Genomic DNA, 15,271 nt, shown 5'->3' on the forward strand with positions numbered 1-15,271 from the left:
GAGATTGGAAGAAGGAGTTTCTCTCATGCCAGTGAAGTACACCGACGAGCTCAGGGCTCGTGCAGTAGAGCTCGTCATTCACGCTCAGGCCGATCCCGCGACTGCCAACGGCTCGATTACTCGGGTCGCGAAAGAGCTCGGGTTGAGTAAGGAGACCTTGCGCGTGTGGGTGCGGAAGCACAAGGAATCCGGCAGGATCACACCGTCGGAGTCTGTGGATCTGGAATCGGAGAACCGACGCTTGCGGGCGGAGCTGGCCGAAGCCAGGCGAGCGAACGAGATCCTGCGCAGAGCATCGGCTTTCTTCGCGGCGGAGCTCGACCGCCCATCAAGGTGATCGTCGACTTCATCGACGAGAATCGTGACGAGTTCGGAGTCGAGCCGATCGTGCGGGTCCTGCGCGGGACTGCTGCACGGATCGCTGTGAGCTCGTACTACGCGTACAAACTGCGCCGGCCCTCGGCCCGGGCTATTCGGGACTGCGATCTCATGGTCGTCATCCGGGACATCTACGAAGCGAACTACTCCTGCTATGGAGTGCGCAAGATGTGGAAAGCGATCAACCGTGATCACGCCGACCGGTTCGGGCCGGTGGCCCGCTGCACGGTCGAGCGTTTGATGCGCCGACTGGGCATCGATGGGGTGCGGCGCAAACGCAAACGTCCCAAGACGGCATCGGCCAGAGCCGAGGAGTGCCCGGAGGACCTCGTCGAGCGGGAGTTCACCGCGCCTGCACCGAACTGCTTATGGGTGGCCGATATCACCTATGTGCCGACGCGCTCGGGGTGGGTGTACACGACGTTCATCCTCGATGTGTTCCATCGCGAGATCGTCGGCTGGCAGGTGACGAACCATATGCGTGAATCCCTGGCCCGGGACGCGCTCACGATGGCTCTGGCGGCGAAGTACCGGGCCGGGCACGATGTATCCGGGCTCGTTCACCACTCGGATCGCGGAGTCCAGTTCCGCTCGATTCGCTATGGCGAGACGCTGGCTGAGTCTGCGATCGTGGCATCGGGGGGTTCGCGGGGCGATTCCTTCGATAACGCGATGGCCGAGGCGCTGAACTCGGTGTACAAGGCCGAACTGATCGACCGGCGGGAGTGGTCGGGAGTGATCGAAGTGATGGCCGAGACGTCGAAGTGGGTGGCTTGGTACAACCACGTCCGACTGCATTCGGCGCTGCACTACCGGCCGCCGATCGAGGCGCATTCTGATTGGATCAAACAGCAGACCACTACAGGCGTGGCCGCATAGGAAACCAAGAAAAGAAGCCTCTACCAAACCCAGGGCTTGACAGAGCCTCGTCAAAGCGTCCCCATGACAGTCCTGTCCACCCGCCGGCGACAGCGTGTGACCACGCTAACCGATGAAGGAGACAGCACCCCATGGAACAGATCGAGCCCGCCCGTTCCGGGCACGTCGTGATCGGCGTCGATACCCACAAGCACATTCATGTCGCCGCGGTGATGGACTCGATCGGCGGGGTCCTGGCGACTCTCACGATCGCGACCGACGCTGCGGGGTTCAAGCAGCTGCTCGAGTGGGCGTCGTCATTCGGGAAGATCATCGCGTTCGGAATCGAAGGCACCGGCTCCTATGGTGCCGGGCTGACCTCGTTCGTCCGCCGGAACGGACACAAGGTCGTCGAGGTCTCCCGGCCCGATCGGCGGCTGCGCCGACTGAACGGGAAATCCGACACGCTCGACGCGGAGAACGCTGCCCGGGCAGTACTTGCCGGGTTCGCGACTGCGGTCCCGAAGACCGCTGACGGGGTGGTGGAGATGATCCGGCAGCTGAAAGTCGCCCACGATACCGCGGTGAAAGACCGCACCGGGGCGATGGTGACGCTCAAGGCGCTGCTCGTCCACTCGGACGAAGAGCTACGGCGTGAGACAGCACGGAAAACGCAGAAGATGATCGCCCGTCACTGCGCCGCGCTCCGCCCACGCGGATTAGAGACGCCAGAGGACGCGAACCGGCACGCACTCCGATCGATCGCCAGGCGCTGGATTGCCTTGAACGAGGAGATCAAAAAGCCTGGAAGCGCAGATCGAGCAACTCGTCGCCCAACGCGCCCCGCACCTGCTGGACGAGTTCGGCATCGGCGTCGACACCGCCGCGGAGATCCTCATCGTCGCCGGGGACAATCCTGAACGGATCCGCAGCGAAGCAGCGTTCGCGAAACTCGCAGGAATCAGTCCCGTGCCCGCCGGGTCAGGAATGAGCAGCGGTAAGCATCGCATCAATCACGGCGGACATCGGCAGCTCAACGCCGCGATCTACCGGACCGTGATCGTGCGGATGCGGTTCCACGAGCCGACCATCGCCTACGTCGCTCGCCGAACAGCCGAGGGCAAGAGCAAACGCGACATCATCCGGTGCTTGAAACGCTACGTCATCCGCGAGGTCTACCACCTCATCAAGACCAACCCACGAACAGGCGAAATCACGGCTTGACAACTATAGGAGCATCAATGCCATGGCCGAAGCGCTGAACTCGCTCTACAAGGCAGAGTTGATCCACCTCGACGGGCCCTGGGCCGGCCGGGAGGACGTCGAGGCCGCGACCGCGGACTGGGTCCACTGGTTCAACACCGAACGGCTCCATTCCATGCTCGACTACCAGACCCCTGCCGAGATCGAGGCCACACATTTCGCCGAGAACCAGACCATCGGCAACGCAGCCTGAATACAGAACAACCGTTCAGCCTCAACTAAACCCGGGATTTGACAGATGGTGATGCTCCGGGACGACGTGTGCCGCAGCCCCTTCTGCGATGCGCCGATCCGACACGTCGATCACGCGCAGCCGCACCGGGACGGCGGGGTCACGGACTTCACGAACGCCTCCGGGCTGTGCGCGGCATGCAACTACGCGAAGGAGAACCCCGGCTGGACCCACGACGCGACACCGGATGTGCTCGCAGTGCGCACCCCGACCGGGCACGAGTACACGGTCGACACTCCGCCGGTGATGATCACCCACGCCGATGTCGTCGCTCCGTTGCAGTCCGCGGTAACGGGAGCCCGTGCGGACCCGTCACGAGCAGGTCCATCACCTGCAGGTCCGTCACCTGCAGGCCCGTCACGAGCAGGTCCGGCCGGGGAGCACCTCGGCGATGATCGCTCTCCGCCCGGCAGGATCCTCAGCATGGCCGAGCACCTGCTGCGGTCCCGGCTCGTCGAGTTCCCTGTTGCGTCGTGATGCCGGTTGCAGGATGCAGCTGTCGTGACGTGCGCGGCGGAGGTCGGTCTGTCCCGGTGTTCGCATGGTTCAGAAGAGCACCCGAGGCTCAGCCGATGTAGTAGAGCGCTCCGAACCCCTCATCCGACCACCGGCGGGTCGTATCGCGCAGGTGGACGAAGTACTGCCGGCAATACTCGCCGTCACCCGCGCGATACTCTTCTCCACGCTCGAATAGATCGTTCTCATCGACGGTGGCGTAGTCGTCGGCGGCTATTCGCACATACGGTGCAGGAACGACGCCGAGGTAAGGGTCCCAGCCGTAGTCGGTTCCGACGAACGAAACGTCGCCGCTCAGCAGGAGCAGACCCGGCCGCGCGAGCGAATGAGCCGCGACGGGACCCCGCAGCTCATCCGGTATCGGCGGGCTCTCCGAGAAGTACCACTGCAGTTGCCTCCACGCCTTATCGAGGTACAGCTCACCGATTCGAGGAGTTCCCGGAGCGGTGTGCTCCCATTCATGTTCGCGGTGGTCCAGCGCGTGAGCGCATTCCAACGGGTTCGCTCGGGCGTACATCAGGTCGAGTTCAGTGCGGAGCGGAAAGGCGCGGTATCTGATTCCCATGAGAACAGTGTGACCGGGTTCGGATCGTCGTGCAGGCGTTTTCCACAGGCTGTGGATTCAACCTCCCGGTTCTTCGCACCGGCCAGATGTGCGTTAGACTCTCACTGCACGCGGGCGTAGCTCAATGGTAGAGCGCCAGCTTCCCAAGCTGGATACGCGGGTTCGATTCCCGTCGCCCGCTCTCTTCATGCCCTGAGGCGCCCGACATCGGCTGCACAGCCGCGGCCGGCCTGCTGATCTCCAGCCGCGGGCTCGTCGTCCTCGCCCAGTGGCGTCTGCACACCCGCCGACTGCTTATGCTCGTACCATGACCGAACCATCGCAGTATGCGGCGCCGCCGGCACCGCGCTCCTCGAGAACCGGCGGCCCGATCGGTCTCGTCGCTGTCATCCTCGCCGGTCTCGCGTGGGCATTCACTGTGGCGCGGTCAGTGGGACTGTACCTGTTCCCACTGCTGGCACCCGATTTCTCGGGGTCGTTCGAGCTGTACGGTCTGTTCGCGTTCGTGAGCGCGATCGTCATCCTCGTCACCGCTCTCGCCGCACTCGTCTGCGGGACCATCGGTCTGGTGCGGGTGCGGCCCCGTCGCTCGCTGACCGTCATCGCCACGACGATCGCCGGACTCATCGTGTTCGACACCGTGTTCTTCGGCGTCCTCGGCTTGTCGACCGGTTTCCTTGCAGGGAGGTTCTGAGATGACTGACGCGACTCCGGAGTTCCGGCCCGCAGATCCGCATCCGGGCGCGTACTCGGGCCCTGCGCCGCACCATCCGCCGCTCGCTCGCTCGCTGTTCGGCGGTTCCCTGGGCATCAGCGCTGTGGTCCTTGCGGCGCTGGCGTGGCTCGTCGAGATCGGGTACAGCGCGGTGCTCCAGCTGCTCCCGGTGGTCATCGACGGGCCGATCGATTTCAACACCTACGTCCTCTTCGGTCGGACAGGGGTGATCGTCAGTGTGATCATCTCGTTGGTCGCCCTCGTCCTCGGGATCGTCCACCTTGCCCGCGTCCGACCTCGCAGGCTGCTCGTCGTGGTCGCGACAGCGGTCGCCGCCTACACGTTCGTGAGTGTTGTGGTGAATGGCGCCCTCACCATGATCGCGGGCACGCTCAACGGCGGCCCGTGGAGCTTCTGACGCCGCGGCGCTTCTGACACTGTTCGGATGAACCCCGAGTACCGGGACTCGCCGAAACGCTGTTCAGAGCACCGGCGGGTCGTCCTCGGCGCCCGCCGGCGGGGTCGCGCGAGCAAGTGCATCCCAGTCCGCTTCGAGCAGCTCGGGCAGCCCGTCGACCACGAGGATCGCTCCGGCCGCCTCGAGCTCGGCCGGTCCGAAGCCCCCGGTGCGCACTGCGATGCACGGGGCACCCATCCGCGCGGCGGCGACGATGTCGTAGGGGGCGTCGCCGATGACGATCGCGCTCGTCCCGCCCGCCTGCTCGAGCGCGGCCCGGAGGATGTCCGGCGCCGGCTTGGAGGAGTCCGCGTCCCCGGATGAGGTCGCGGCGGCGATATCGTGCTCGCCGAGCCCCACCTTCTCCAGTGCCAGGGAGGTGTGCTCGGGACTGCCCGAGGACCCGAGCGCCACGATGAAGCGCTCACCGAGGAACTGCACGAGTTCGCGCGCCCCGGGCAGCGGGCCCACATCCTCGGCGATCTCCTCGTACTTCTCCCCGTGCGCCGTGCGCAGCACGTCGCCGAGCCGCTCCTCGACCTCGGCCCCGGCAACGGCAGTGATGAGCCGGTCGCCGCCCATGCCGATCGCCCGGTGGATGCGCCACATCGGGAGGTCGATGCCGTAGTCGCCGAAGGCGCGGTGCCAGGCGATCGCGTGGTGGTACGTCGAATCGATGAGGGTGCCGTCGACGTCGAGGAGGACGGTGTCGTGTGTCATCGCGCGCTCCCTCAGCGGACCGTGAAACCGGCGTCAGGGGCCGACTCGTCGCTCGGCTCGACGTGCACGCCGGCCACCTCGGCCGCGGGCGGTCCGGTGCGGCACCAGTCGATCATCGCGTCGACCGCGGCTCCGGGACCTACGAACAGCGCCTCCACGGTCCCGGTTTCGGTGTTGCGCACCCAGCCGGCCACCCCTCGGGACTCCGCTGCGCGGCGGCACGATTCCCGGTACGACACGCCCTGCACCTCACCGGTGACCACGACCCGCGCCGCTCGGTCCTCCGCCTGGTCCGGGGTCTGCTCAGCGTTCGTCATGACCTCCACCCTAACGAGCGGATCCCCACCCGGGGAGGGGGCTCGGGCTGCCCACGTCGACCCGGCCGCCCCGTTAGACTGCACGCGTGACGGACTCAGACAGCATCGACCTCTTCACCCGGACCGTCGGCGACGGGGAGCGCCGCGTCGTGTTCCTCCACGGGCTGTTCGGCCGCGGCAAGAACTTCACCCGGATCGCCAAGGGCCTCGAGCCGGAGTGCACGAGCCTCCTCGTCGACCTCCCGAACCACGGCCGCTCGGACTGGACGGAGGAGTTCGACTACCGCGCCATGGCCGACCACGTCGCCGCGACGCTGCGTGCGGACTTCGCCGCGGCCGGCCCTGTCGACGTCATCGGCCATTCGATGGGCGGCAAGGTCGCCATGGTGCTCGCGCTGCGCCACCCCGAGCTCGTCGACCGGCTCGTCGTCGAGGACATCTCCCCGGTCGGGACCGAGGCCGCGAAATCCGGTGATGCAGTGTCCGATGACGCAGTCTCCGATGACGCAGGTGACGCCGGGTCGGGCGGGTCCGAGTTCGACCATCTGCTCAGCAGTCTCCGCGCTCTCGACTTCGGCTCCGTGGCCGACCGTGCGGCTGCGGACGAGGCGCTCAGCGAGTCGATCCCCAACCGCACGGTCCGCGGTTTCCTCCTCCAGAACCTCCGCAGCGGCGACGACGGATTGTTCTGGGAGCCGAACCTTGAACTCCTCCACGACTCGCTGGCGGTGATCGGTGGTTTCCCCGAACTCGGCGATGCCCGGTTCGATCACCCGGTGCTGTGGGTCGGCGGCGCGAAGTCGGACTACATCCGCCCCGAATACGGGGAGGCGATGCGCGCCCTGTTCCCGCGCACCACGCGGATGATGATCAAGGACTCCGGGCACTGGCTCCACTCGGAGAAGCCCGAGGAGTTCATCGCCGTGCTGCGCGGATTCCTCCTCGACGACAGGGACTGACCCCGGCCACCCCTGGTCGCCCCGGTCACCGCGTCCGGGCGAACTGCTCTTGCGCCCGGGTGAAGAGCTCCTGGAGCACCCGGCCGTGACCGTGGATGCCGTGGCGCAGGACGAACGAGCGCGGCCCAGAGATCGAGCGGTCGGCCGCGGAGAGGATGCGGGCCAGCTTGCCGCTGCCCGCGGTGTGCCGCGCGAACGCCTCCGGGGTGAGGACGATCGTCACGAGGTGGGTCGGCGGCATCGGCCACTTGTGGGCCGCGATGAAGGTCGCACCGATCCGCTCCACGTCGTCCCACGGCAGGAACGCGCGGACCTTCCGGCTGCTGCCGCGTCCGACGACCTCGGCGTAGCCGTCCCGGTTGAGCACAAGGGTGGGACGGTTGACCATGACGATGATGACGGCCGGGATCCCCAGGAAGCCGAAGAAGAACAGCCCGACGAACATGATCAGCGTCAGCGGGTTGAACGCGACCCACCACGGCTCCTCCCCGCTGCCGACGGCGACCGCGGTGGTGAACAGCAGTATGCAGATGAGCAGGGTGAACACGACCGCCCCGATGAGCAAAAGCACGAGGCGCCCCGTGCGCGGCGGGATCTCGACGGAGCCCGTGTGCCACAGCCGGCCCCACAGCTCGTCGACCCGGCGGAGCTGTGCCGGCCTGAGTCGCTCACGATCCCTGCTCATGACTCAGGCTCCCTGGGGTCGATGCCCCTGCATGGCAGCGCGGAGGGCAGGGGATGCCATGATCATGAGGGTCTCCTCCTCCGGGGAGCGGTCCGCACGCTGCGGACCCATCGGATCCGACGGTAGTCCCCGGCCCCGGCGCGGGCAACGCCGACCGGCCGCCATGGTGCGCGGAGCGCCCCGCGTAGCCTGGGCGCATGGGTTTCAGCCGTGCCGAGCTCGAGCGCTTCCGCGATGCCACCGTCCCCGACCTCCTGCCGGAGCCGCTGCGGCTGCTGTTCGTCGGGATCAACCCGAGCCTCTGGACGGCGGCGACCGGCGCCCACTTCGCCCGGCCCGGCAACCGGTTCCATCCTGCGCTGCACCGCGCCGGCATCACCGACACCCTCATCGACGCCGCGGACGGGTACACGGAATCCGACCGGGCGCAGCTCACCGGGCGGGGGATCGGGATCACCAACATCTGCCCGCGCGCCACCGCCCGCGCCGACGAGCTCACCCGGGAGGAACTGCGCGCCGGGGCCCGGCGGCTCGACCGGCTCGTGGCCGAGCACGCCCCGCGGGTCGTCGCGGTGCTCGGGATCACCGCGTACCGCACCGCGTTCGAGGCGCCCCGCGCCGTCACCGGTCGGCAGGAATCGCCGTGGCCGGGCACCGCGCTGTTCGTCGCCCCGAATCCGAGCGGGCTCAATGCGCACGCGAGTCTCGACGACCTCGCCGAGGCCTATCGGGGGATCGCGACGGCCGCCGCGATCGGCGGGAACTGACACGGTTCCGGCTGGTTCCGGCTCTCAGGGCCGGCCGGAGAACTGCTGGTGGGCGCGGGCGAACACCTCGAGCACCGCGCCCCGGCTTCGGCCCGACGCCCACGTCCGACCGGCGCCGGTGGGCGCGTCTGCGCGGACGCCGGGGCGGTCGTGCGGGATGCTCCTGCGGAGGTCAGTCATTGACCTGCTCGTTGATCTCCACGGAGTGCACCCCGGTGATGTCGTGGAGGATCTCGAACACCCCGCGGTCCACCCCGCTCTGCCGCGGCGTGAAGCGGAGGTCGGCCTCGACGAGCTTCCCGCTCTCGCCCCGGACCCGGCGGGTGTGATTGAGCGAGGACTCGTAGCCCTGCCGGGAGGTCTCGCCGAGGATGTCGCGCAGTACCCCGCGACCGTCCTCGTACTGGACGGTGAAATGCTCAGCGAGCTCGGGGCGCTTGATCCGTTCGACGAGCGCATTCACCACCGTCACGGTGAACAGGTAGAACACCACGGCGAGCGCTCCGATGATCGGCATCCCAGCGCCGCACGCCATGCCGACCGAGGCGCTCACCCAGATCGAGGCGGCGGTAGTGAGACCGGACACGACGTTCTGCTTGACGAAGATCACCCCGGCACCGAGGAAGCCGATGCCGGTGACGATCTGCGCGGCGATGCGGCCCGGGTCGCGGACGGAATCGCCGTCGACCATGCCCGCGAAGCCGTACGCGGAGACGAGGGTGAACAGGGCCGCGCCGAGGCCGACGAGGATGTGGGTGCGGGCACCCGCGCTCTTGTGGCGCACCTCGCGCTCGATCCCGATGATCGCGGAGAGGACGAAGGCGCAGCCGAGCAGCACCGCCTGGGTCGCGAGGTCGTCCGGGATCACGTCGAAGTCCATACCTGCCTCCTGTGGGGACATCCTATGTCCGGGAGCGCCGGGCCTTGCGGAATCCGCGCCGGGGTGGAAGATGGAACACCTATGACGGCGAAGAAGCGATCAGCGACCGAGCAGGCGACCGCCCGCCGCCTGCTCGAGGGGTTCGGCACGACGTTCTGCGACGAGGCGGGCATCACCCTGCGCGACACTCCGGCACCGCTGTGGCAGCTGCTCGTCCTCAGCCTGCTGCTGTCGGCCCGGATCCGGTCGGAGATCGCCGTCGCCACCGCCGGAGAGCTGTTCGACGCCGGCTGGCGCACGCCGAAGCACCTGCGTGAGAGCACCTGGCAGGAACGGGTCGATGCGCTCGGCCGGGGCGGCTACCGGCGCTACGACGAGAGCACCGCGACGCGCCTCGACGACGCCGCGGCGCTGCTCCTCGACCGGTGGAAGGGCGACCTGCGGCGCCTGCGCGACGAGGCGGAGGGCGACCCCGGCAGGATCGCGGACGGATTGCAGGAATTCGATGGGATCGGACCTGCCGGGGCGAACATCTTCCTGCGCGAGGTGCAGGCGGTGTGGCCCTCGCTCCGGCCCCTGGCCGACGACCTCGTCCTGCAGGGCGCCGAGGCGGCCGGGCTGCCGACGGACCTCGAAGCCCTGGGTGCGCTGGTGAGCGGCGACGACTTCGCAGGACTCGCCGCCGCCTTGGTCAGGATCGCCCGCGACCCGGGGCTGCTCGACGGGTGATGAGGCAGGATGGTTCGGCCGGGGGCGTCTGGTGCGGGATCGATCTGGCGGCGGACCCAAGGAGGACCGGACTGGCTTTCCTGACCGAGGATCCCTCGGACCATCGCGTCCGGGTGGAGTCAGTGACAGTCGGCGCGGACGACGAGGCGATCATCGCCGCCGTGCTGCGCGCCGCTCGGGCCGGGGTTGACGTGCCGTTCGGCTGGCCGCAGCCCTTCGTCGAACTCGTCGGGGCCCATGCGCGGGGAGGGGAGTGGCCAGCGCGGCCCACCGGCGACGGATGGCGCAGGCGACTGGCGATGCGGACGACGGATCTCCTCGTCCACGAGCGGACCGGGCTGGTGCCGCTGAGCGTGTCTGCCGACAGGATCGCGCACCCGGCCTTCCGGTGGGCCGCCATCGCCGCGCGACTTGGACAGTCCGGAGCCGACACCGCCCGGGACGGAACCGGTCGCGCATGCGAGGTGTATCCGGCCGCCGCACTCAAGCGATGGGGACTTCCGCACCGGGGATACAAGCGCACGGACGGCGGTGAACGCCGGCGGGCCCTCGTGCAGCAGCTGGCCGCCACGCTCCCGTGGCTGGACTGGCAGGGGAGCGAGGCGCTCTGCGCAGACAGCGACGATGCGCTCGACGCCGTGGTCGCAGCTCTCCTCGCGCGCGAGATCGACCGGGGACGCTTCGTCCGGCCCGAACCGGAGCAGGACGAGGCGGCTCGCGCCGAGGGGTGGATCTGCCTGCCGACCGATCTACCGACCCCGCCGGCTCACTTCGCCTCGGCGTAGGACTCGACCGAGGACACGGTGAGGGGGAACTCGACGGGAGCATTGCCGAACAGCAGCCGTCCGGCCTCCGCGGCCGCCTCGGCGAGAAGGGTCCGGACCTCCCCGGCCTCCTCCGCCGGGCCGTGGAGCACGACCTCGTCGTGGACGAAGAACACCAGCCGCGTGCGCAGCCCCGCGCCGTCCGCGCCTCCCGCATGCAGCCGCCGGCGCACGGCACCCATCCAGCACAGCGCCCACTCCGCCGCCGTGCCCTGGATGACGAAGTTCCGGGTGAACCGCCCGTGGGAGCGGGTCATCGACCGCGCCCGGGACTCGGCCTCCGCAGTCGACACATCGGCGACCTGCGCCTGCCAGTCCGCGCTCGGGGCCGGCGAGGTGCGGCCGAGCCACGTCGCGACGCGACCACCGCGCTCCCCGATCCGGGCAGCGGATTCCACGAACTCGAGGGCCGCCGGGAACAGCCGGCGCAGGTGCGGCACGAGCGCCCCGGAGTCCCCGGTCGTCGACCCGTACATCGCGCCGAGCAGCGCGATCTTCGCCCGCGAGCGCTCGCTCACCGCCGACCCGGCCCGCCGGCCGAGCTCTGCGACGGCCAGATACATGTCGCCGTCGCGGCCCGCCTGCGCGAGCGCCCGGTCCCCGGACATCGCGGCGAGGATGCGCGGCTCGACCTGGGAGGCGTCGGCCACGGTGAGCAGCCACCCCGGGTCGGCCCGCACCGCCCCGCGCACCGTCGCCGGCACCTGCATCGCCCCGCCGCCGTGAGCGGCCCAGCGGCCGGTCACCACCCCGCCGACCGCGTAGGACGGATGGAAGCGGCCGTCGCGCACCCATTCGTCGAGCCAGTGCCAGCCGTTCGCGGTCCACAGCCGCTGGAGCGTCTTGTACTCGAGGAGCTCGGCGATGAGCGCTCGCCGTTCCTCGACCCGCTCGCCGCCCTCCTCCGCCCACGCCATGAGGTCCCACTTGCTCGTCGTCCGTACCGGGATCCCGGCGGTGTGGAGCGCCTTGAGCAGCGAGGGCTGGCTGTCCGGGTTGACTCCGGCGACCTGGAGGGTGGCGGCGATCCGGTCGGCGAGCTCCTGCATCCGGGCCGGCCGGGCGCCGTCGGCCGGGCGCGGCCCGAGCGCGTCGGCGAGCAGCGCCTCGTGGAGGTCGCGCCGCCACGGCAGGCCGGCGGCGTGCATCTCGACCGCGATCATCCCGCCCTGCGACTCCCCGGCCAGGAGGAGCGTGAGCCGCTGCGGGTACCGGCTCCCGGCGACGGCGCGCAGCTGTGCGGCGAGCTCAGCTGCGAGCTGATCGGCCGTGGGCTCGCTTGAGCGCCCGGCGGCCGCGGGGGAGTCGAACAGTGATCCCTGGGCGGGATCGACGCGCGGCAGCACCCGCTCCTCGGCGGGCTCCGGCGGGGTCGGATCGAGCGCGACGACCGGCGCGTACTCCACCCCGGTGTCGGGGAAGCCGGCCGCCTGGCTGAGGATCCGCTGGCACAGGCTCAGGTCCCAGCAGCGGGCCGGTTCGAATCCGGCGGCGAGGAGCGGCGGGTAGACCCGGGCGGTCTGCGACCACACCCAGCGGATCGCCTCGGGCCGGGGCGATTCCGCCGCGAGCGAGCGCACGAGGCCCGGCAGCTCGGACAGCGGGGCGTCGCGGGCGCCGACGGTCCGGCCGTCCTCGACGAGCAGGGCCCGCCAGGGGGACGGGCCCGGGTCCGCGGGCCCGGATGCTCCGGGACCGGGATCTGCGGGGCCGAGGACGATGTGCATCCCCCCATTATCACGCCGTGCGTTCGCCAGAAGTTCGGATGCGGGGGCCCGGTGATTGTGACAGGCTCGAGGTGGCGCGTCTCACACCCGAGCGCGACCGCACGCACCCGCCGAATCACGGAGGATCCATGACCACCACCGACATGACCGGACACACGATCGTCGTCACCGGAGCCGGATCGGGGATCGGCCGCGCCACGACGCAGCTCCTCGCCTCCCGCGGCGCGCACGTCGTCGTCGCCGACATCGCCGAGTCCGCGCACGAGACCGTCGAGCTCGTCACCGGAGCCGGGGGCGAGGCGACCGCCGTCGTCGCAGACATCTCCGACGAGCAGGCCGCCGCCGATCTCATCGCACTCGCCGCCGAGCGCGGCGACCGCCTGGGCCTGGTCAACAACGCCGGCATCATGGACGCCTTCGCCGGGGCCGCCCACGTCGACACCGCGCAGTGGGACCGGATCCTCCGGGTCAACCTCACCGCCCCGATGTACCTCATCCGCGCCGCGATCCCGGTCATGCTCGAGCGCGGCGGCGGCGCGATCGTCAACGTCGGCAGCTCGGCCTCCCTGCGCGGGGGCGCCGCCGGTGCCGCCTACACCGCCTCCAAGCACGGGCTCATCGGCCTCACCCTCAACACCGCCTACACCTACGGCAAGCAGAGTATCCGCTGCAACGCGGCCTGCCCGGGCGGAGTGGAGACGAACATCATGTCCGGCACCGACATGTCCGCGATGAACCCCGAGCACGGGCTCGCCGCGATCACCCCGGTCCACCAGAGCGCGATCCGCAACGCCAAGCCCGAGGAGCTCGCCCAGGTCATCGCCTTCCTCGCCTCGGACGCCGCCTCCGACGTCAACGGCGCCGTGATCCCGGTCGACGCCGGCTGGTCCGCCGGCTGAGCGGCACCCCGATCACCGCGCCCCCCGCACCGGCCGGGCCCCACCGGCACACCGCACCTGCACCCGGGGAATCCGCGGCGTTCCACTTCACCTCGACGTGGACGGCCCCGGTGCCGCCTGCGCGGGTGTGGGAGGAGCTCATCGCGGTCGAGCACTGGCCCCGGTGGTGGCCGGGGATCCGCAGCGCGCGGGTCATCGCCGACACCGGTGAGGGCGCGCCCGGTCGGCGGGTGGCCCTCACCATCGGCAGCCCGCTCGGGTACCGCCTGCGCTTCGCCCTCGAGCTCGCCGAGGCCAGCCCGCCGGAGTGCGCCCGCGTCCGCGCCGCCGGCGACCTCCGCGGCACCGGGCGGCTCACCGCGGCCGAGGCGGGGGCCGGCAGCGCACTCACCATCACCTGGTGCGTGGTGAGCCGCCGCCGGCTCGTGCGCGCACTGCGACCGCTCGCACCCTGGGCGCACGGCCGGGTCATGGCCGCCGGGGAGCGGGGACTGCGGGAGCGGCTGGCCTCCGGCTGAGCATCCGCCGAGCCCTCGAGGCCGTTCCATCGACAAGGTGCCTTGTTCCTGGAAGAGTGGGGGCACACGACGATGGGAAGGAACCCGCCATGAATGACACCACCCGCACCTCCGAGGCCGAGCTCCGCGAGAAGGTCCGCGAGCTCATGAACGACACCCGCATCGCGATGCTCACCTCGGTCGACACCGACGGCACGCTCGTATCCCGGCCGATGGGCACCCAGGAGGTCGTCGAGGACGGCGACGTCTGGTTCATCACCACCGCGGACTCCGACATCGTCGACGAGCTCGCCGTCGATTCCCAGGTCAACGTCGCCTACTCCGGCAAGTCGAGCTGGGTCTCCGTGTCCGGCACCGCGACGGTGGTCCGCGACGTCGCGAAGCAGAAGGAGCTGTGGAACACCTTCACCTCCGCCTGGTTCGACGGCGGCGCCGACGACCCGGCCGTGCGCCTCATCCGCGTCACCCCGCACACCGCGCAGTACTGGGACTCGCCCGGCGGCGTGCGCACCATGCTCTCGATGCTCACCTCGGCGGCGACGAAGGGCACCCCGAAGACCGGGGAATCGCGCACCGTCGACATGTGAGCGAACGGCGCCGCCGGCCGCCGCTGCTCAGCGCTTCTTCTGCGCCTTCGCGGCGGCCTTGCGGGCCTGTTTCGTCGCACGCACCTCGGCGAGCGTGTGCTCGTCGACGACGTCGGCGATCGACAGCCGGGCCTCCGGGGCTCCGTACTCGCCGGCGGCGGCCTCCCAGCCGGCGGCCTGCAGGTCGAACTGCTTGCCGAGCAGCGCGAGGAAGATCTTCGCCTTCTGCTCCCCGAACCCCGGCAGCGCCCTGAGACGGCGGAGCACCTCGGAGCCGTCCGGGTCACCCGCGGTCCAGAGCGCCGCGGCGTCGCCGTCGTAATCACTGCAGATCGCGGCGGCGAGCTTCTGCACCCGCTCGGCCATGGACTTGGGGAACCGGTGCACCGCCGGCTTCTCCCGGAACGCCGCGAGGAACGCCTCGGGGTCCATGTCCGCGACGAGGGCGGGGGAGTAGCCGCCCAGGCGCTCGGCGAGCTTCGCGGGGCCGGCGAACGCGGACTCCATCGTCACCTGCTGGTCGAGCAGCATGCCGGTGAGCAGGGCGAAGGGGTTCTCCGCGAGCAGGGCGTCGGCGCGGGCATCCGTGGACAGGTAGAGATCGCTCATGCCCACCATTGTGCCCGGTGCGCCGGCGAGTGCGCCCGGTGCGCCCGCGTCCGTGCCTGCCGGTAG

At 69.8% G+C, this 15,271-nt stretch carries 23 protein-coding genes, 1 tRNA gene and 1 other annotated feature; of the genes, 16 read left to right on the forward strand and 8 right to left on the reverse strand.

Annotated elements, in window-relative coordinates; all coding sequences use genetic code 11:
- Positions 1 to 25: 25 nt before the first annotated feature.
- The 6 genes from FDF13_RS08715 to FDF13_RS08735 all read left to right on the forward strand — a co-directional run bounded on the left by FDF13_RS08715 (position 26) and on the right by FDF13_RS08735 (position 3,208).
- A complete protein-coding gene (locus tag FDF13_RS08715) occupies positions 26 to 337 on the forward strand; it encodes a transposase (RefSeq protein ID WP_137318392.1) in 312 nt (103 codons plus the stop codon).
- Positions 298 to 414, forward strand: a sequence feature (AL1L pseudoknot). (Overlaps the previous gene by 40 nt.)
- The gene (locus FDF13_RS08720) at positions 334 to 1,257 is read left to right on the forward strand and encodes an IS3 family transposase (protein WP_175406925.1); all 924 of its coding nucleotides are present in this window, start codon (positions 334 to 336) and stop codon (positions 1,255 to 1,257) included. It overlaps the preceding feature by 81 nt. Before FDF13_RS08715 ends, FDF13_RS08720 begins: the two co-directional genes overlap by 4 nt.
- Before the next feature lie 131 nt (positions 1,258 to 1,388).
- On the forward strand, positions 1,389 to 2,156 hold the full coding sequence (locus FDF13_RS08725) for a transposase (protein WP_254668752.1): 768 nt from the start codon (positions 1,389 to 1,391) through the stop codon (positions 2,154 to 2,156).
- Positions 2,134 to 2,460 (forward strand): transposase, encoded by a 327-nt coding sequence (locus FDF13_RS15280; RefSeq protein WP_368074060.1) that lies wholly within the window; start codon positions 2,134 to 2,136, stop codon positions 2,458 to 2,460. Before FDF13_RS08725 ends, FDF13_RS15280 begins: the two co-directional genes overlap by 23 nt.
- 22 nt (positions 2,461 to 2,482) lie before the next feature.
- Positions 2,483 to 2,692 carry an integrase core domain-containing protein gene (locus FDF13_RS08730; protein ID WP_137319297.1) on the forward strand — a complete coding sequence of 70 codons (210 nt, stop codon included), beginning with the start codon at positions 2,483 to 2,485 and terminating at the stop codon, positions 2,690 to 2,692.
- A 45-nt stretch (positions 2,693 to 2,737) separates the two neighbouring features.
- Positions 2,738 to 3,208: an HNH endonuclease gene (locus FDF13_RS08735; protein WP_137319298.1), complete on the forward strand. Its 471-nt coding sequence runs from the start codon at positions 2,738 to 2,740 to the stop codon at positions 3,206 to 3,208.
- 88 nt (positions 3,209 to 3,296) lie between these two features.
- Here FDF13_RS08735 and FDF13_RS08740 read toward each other — a convergent pair whose 3' ends face one another.
- Positions 3,297 to 3,812: a hypothetical protein gene (locus FDF13_RS08740; protein WP_137319299.1), complete on the reverse strand. Its 516-nt coding sequence runs from the start codon at positions 3,810 to 3,812 to the stop codon at positions 3,297 to 3,299.
- Positions 3,813 to 3,922: 110 nt separating this feature from the next.
- Here FDF13_RS08740 and FDF13_RS08745 point away from each other — a divergent pair.
- From FDF13_RS08745 to FDF13_RS08755, 3 genes are all read left to right on the forward strand, one after another.
- Positions 3,923 to 3,993: transfer RNA gene (locus FDF13_RS08745), tRNA-Gly, on the forward strand.
- A 126-nt stretch (positions 3,994 to 4,119) separates the two neighbouring features.
- A complete protein-coding gene (locus FDF13_RS08750) occupies positions 4,120 to 4,506 on the forward strand; it encodes a hypothetical protein (RefSeq protein WP_137319300.1) in 387 nt (128 codons plus the stop codon).
- Position 4,507: 1 nt separating this feature from the next.
- Positions 4,508 to 4,945, forward strand: coding sequence for a hypothetical protein (locus FDF13_RS08755; RefSeq protein WP_137319301.1), 438 nt, complete (start codon positions 4,508 to 4,510; stop codon positions 4,943 to 4,945).
- Positions 4,946 to 5,008: 63 nt separating this feature from the next.
- Here FDF13_RS08755 and FDF13_RS08760 read toward each other — a convergent pair whose 3' ends face one another.
- Positions 5,009 to 5,704 carry an HAD family hydrolase gene (locus tag FDF13_RS08760; RefSeq protein ID WP_137319302.1) on the reverse strand — a complete coding sequence of 232 codons (696 nt, stop codon included), beginning with the start codon at positions 5,702 to 5,704 and terminating at the stop codon, positions 5,009 to 5,011.
- Between the two features lie 11 nt (positions 5,705 to 5,715).
- The gene (locus FDF13_RS08765) at positions 5,716 to 6,021 is read right to left on the reverse strand and encodes an acylphosphatase (RefSeq protein WP_137319303.1); all 306 of its coding nucleotides are present in this window, start codon (positions 6,019 to 6,021) and stop codon (positions 5,716 to 5,718) included.
- Between the two features lie 86 nt (positions 6,022 to 6,107).
- Here FDF13_RS08765 and FDF13_RS08770 point away from each other — a divergent pair, with 86 nt between their 5' ends.
- Positions 6,108 to 6,980: an alpha/beta fold hydrolase gene (locus tag FDF13_RS08770; protein ID WP_254668753.1), complete on the forward strand. Its 873-nt coding sequence runs from the start codon at positions 6,108 to 6,110 to the stop codon at positions 6,978 to 6,980.
- Between the two features lie 25 nt (positions 6,981 to 7,005).
- Here the strand turns inward: FDF13_RS08770 and FDF13_RS08775 are convergent, their stop codons facing one another.
- A complete protein-coding gene (locus tag FDF13_RS08775) occupies positions 7,006 to 7,665 on the reverse strand; it encodes a hypothetical protein (RefSeq protein WP_137319304.1) in 660 nt (219 codons plus the stop codon).
- Positions 7,666 to 7,862: 197 nt separating this feature from the next.
- On the opposite strand from FDF13_RS08775, the gene FDF13_RS08780 reads away from it, so the two are divergent.
- Positions 7,863 to 8,432 carry a mismatch-specific DNA-glycosylase gene (locus FDF13_RS08780; protein ID WP_137319305.1) on the forward strand — a complete coding sequence of 190 codons (570 nt, stop codon included), beginning with the start codon at positions 7,863 to 7,865 and terminating at the stop codon, positions 8,430 to 8,432.
- A 24-nt stretch (positions 8,433 to 8,456) separates the two neighbouring features.
- Here the strand turns inward: FDF13_RS08780 and FDF13_RS14805 are convergent, their stop codons facing one another.
- Positions 8,457 to 8,612, reverse strand: a complete 156-nt coding sequence (locus FDF13_RS14805) for a hypothetical protein (RefSeq protein ID WP_175406926.1) — start codon at positions 8,610 to 8,612, stop codon at positions 8,457 to 8,459.
- Positions 8,605 to 9,312 (reverse strand): MgtC/SapB family protein, encoded by a 708-nt coding sequence (locus FDF13_RS08785; protein WP_137319306.1) that lies wholly within the window; start codon positions 9,310 to 9,312, stop codon positions 8,605 to 8,607. The genes FDF13_RS14805 and FDF13_RS08785 overlap by 8 nt, the downstream gene beginning before the upstream one ends.
- 81 nt (positions 9,313 to 9,393) lie before the next feature.
- Here FDF13_RS08785 and FDF13_RS08790 point away from each other — a divergent pair, with 81 nt between their 5' ends.
- Together FDF13_RS08790 and FDF13_RS08795 are read left to right on the forward strand one after the other, a co-directional pair.
- Entirely contained in the window at positions 9,394 to 10,041 is a 648-nt protein-coding gene (locus FDF13_RS08790; protein ID WP_137319307.1) for an endonuclease, read from the forward strand.
- Positions 10,041 to 10,826, forward strand: coding sequence for a DUF429 domain-containing protein (locus FDF13_RS08795; protein ID WP_137320447.1), 786 nt, complete (start codon positions 10,041 to 10,043; stop codon positions 10,824 to 10,826). The genes FDF13_RS08790 and FDF13_RS08795 overlap by 1 nt, the downstream gene beginning before the upstream one ends.
- Here FDF13_RS08795 and FDF13_RS08800 read toward each other — a convergent pair.
- Positions 10,808 to 12,592 carry a bifunctional 3'-5' exonuclease/DNA polymerase gene (locus FDF13_RS08800; RefSeq protein ID WP_137319308.1) on the reverse strand — a complete coding sequence of 595 codons (1,785 nt, stop codon included), beginning with the start codon at positions 12,590 to 12,592 and terminating at the stop codon, positions 10,808 to 10,810. The two genes, FDF13_RS08795 and FDF13_RS08800, sit on opposite strands and share 19 nt — an antisense overlap.
- A 128-nt stretch (positions 12,593 to 12,720) precedes the next feature.
- Here FDF13_RS08800 and FDF13_RS08805 point away from each other — a divergent pair, with 128 nt between their 5' ends.
- The 3 genes from FDF13_RS08805 (at position 12,721) to FDF13_RS08815 (ending at position 14,596) form a co-directional block, all read left to right on the forward strand.
- Complete coding sequence (locus FDF13_RS08805; RefSeq protein ID WP_137319309.1) at positions 12,721 to 13,491, forward strand: SDR family NAD(P)-dependent oxidoreductase; 771 nt, start codon at positions 12,721 to 12,723, stop codon at positions 13,489 to 13,491.
- Between the two features lie 110 nt (positions 13,492 to 13,601).
- On the forward strand, positions 13,602 to 14,009 hold the full coding sequence (locus FDF13_RS08810; protein WP_175406928.1) for an SRPBCC family protein: 408 nt from the start codon (positions 13,602 to 13,604) through the stop codon (positions 14,007 to 14,009).
- An 89-nt stretch (positions 14,010 to 14,098) separates the two neighbouring features.
- Positions 14,099 to 14,596 carry a pyridoxamine 5'-phosphate oxidase family protein gene (locus FDF13_RS08815; protein ID WP_137319310.1) on the forward strand — a complete coding sequence of 166 codons (498 nt, stop codon included), beginning with the start codon at positions 14,099 to 14,101 and terminating at the stop codon, positions 14,594 to 14,596.
- 27 nt (positions 14,597 to 14,623) lie between these two features.
- Here the strand turns inward: FDF13_RS08815 and FDF13_RS08820 are convergent, their stop codons facing one another.
- Entirely contained in the window at positions 14,624 to 15,205 is a 582-nt protein-coding gene (locus FDF13_RS08820) for an HhH-GPD-type base excision DNA repair protein (protein ID WP_175406929.1), read from the reverse strand.
- Between the last annotated feature and the right edge of the window lie 66 nt (positions 15,206 to 15,271).

The sequence above is a fragment of the Brevibacterium sp. CS2 genome (assembly GCF_005280295.1).
Classification (GTDB): Bacteria; Actinomycetota; Actinomycetes; order Actinomycetales; family Brevibacteriaceae; genus Brevibacterium; species Brevibacterium pityocampae.